This is a genomic window from Pauljensenia sp. C0254C2, assembly GCF_056583835.1.
Window position 1 is genome coordinate 1 of the sequence record NZ_JBWPJO010000033.1, and the last position, 1,430, is coordinate 1,430.

Annotated in this window: 1 protein-coding gene; it reads left to right on the plus strand. The window is 69.7% G+C overall.

The genetic code is table 11. The annotated features are described in order from the left end of the window. Positions 1–116: 116 nt before the first annotated feature. Positions 117–1,424, plus strand: coding sequence for an ISL3 family transposase (locus tag AC1DA5_RS10525; protein WP_480290190.1), 1,308 nt, complete (start codon positions 117–119; stop codon positions 1,422–1,424). Positions 1,425–1,430 lie beyond the last annotated feature (6 nt).

A 1,430-nucleotide genomic window follows, 5' to 3' on the forward strand; every position in this document is an offset into this window, starting at 1 on the left:
AAGTGGCTCTTCACGAACGAGGGTGTAGTCGGTTGAGCGCGTCGGTGGCCGGGTAGGGGTCGAGGTCTCCCGGATGATGGAAGTTCTTCACGCTCGCCATCCCGAAAGACCTCGACGTGCTCCACCCTACTTTCGCGATCCCTGACCTGACCACGTTCTGCCGCCTCGACGAGCTCGGCCTCGTCGCCGTCGGCCAGCTGATCGAGCCGGATCGGGCCACGATCGAATGCCGCGTCGTCGAGGACGACCCGTGGTGTCGGAAGTGCGGTGTCGAGGGCGTGCCGCGGGACACGGTCACGCGTCGACTGGCGCACGAGCCGTTCGGGCACCGGCCGACGACCCTGCTGGTGCGGGTGCGCCGGTACCGGTGCGGACACTGCCGGCGCACGTGGCGGCAGGACATGACGCGGGCAGCGGCGCCGCGTGCGAAGATCTCCCGCGGCGGCCTGGAGCGGGCGCTGCGGGGCATCGTCATCGACCACCTCACCGTCACCCGCGTCGCCGCAGGTCTCGGGGTGTCCTGGAGTGCCGCGAACGCCGCCGTCCTCGCGGAAGGCAAGCGGCGCCTGATCGACGACCCCGCCCGGTTCGACGGGGTCACCACGATCGGTGTCGACGAGCACGTCTGGCGACACACGAGGCTGGGCGACAAGTACGTCACCGTGATCATCGACCTCACGCCCGCGAGGAACAAGACCGGGCCGGCGAGGCTGCTGGACATGGTCGAGGGCCGCTCCAAGGTGGTGTTCAAGCAGTGGCTCGCCGCCCGCCCTGCGGACTGGGCGAAGCGGATCGAGGTGGTCGCGATGGACGGCTTCGCCGGGTTCAAGACCGCTGCCGCCGAGGAACTCCCCGACGCCGTCCCCGTCATGGACCCGTTCCACGTGGTCCGCCTCGCCGGCGACGCGCTGGATGTCTGCCGGCGTCGGGTCCAGCAAGACACCACCGGGCACCGCGGGCTCAAGGGCGACCCGCTCTACAAAGCCCGCCGCACCCTGCACACCGGGGCGAGCCTGCTCACCGACCGGCAGCGGGCACGCCTGGACGCAGTGTTCGCGAGCGAGGAGCACGTCGAGGTCGAGGCGACCTGGGGCATCTACCAGCGCATCGTCGCGGCCTACCGGGAGCCCGACAAGAAGAAAGCGAAGGCGATGATGCAGGAGGTGATCGCTGCGATCAGCAGCGGCGTTCCCGCGGCGCTCGTCGAGGTCCGCAAGCTCGGCCGGACCATGAAGCAGCGGGCGGGCGACATCCTCGCATTCTTCGACCGCCCCGGCACCAGCAACGGCCCCACCGAGGCCATCAACGGGCGACTCGAACACCTCCGCGGCTCCGCCCTCGGCTTCCGCAACCTCACCCACTACATCGCTCGGTCGCTGCTCGAAGCCGGAGGGTTTAGACCCGCGCTACACCCTCGTTCGTGAAGAGCC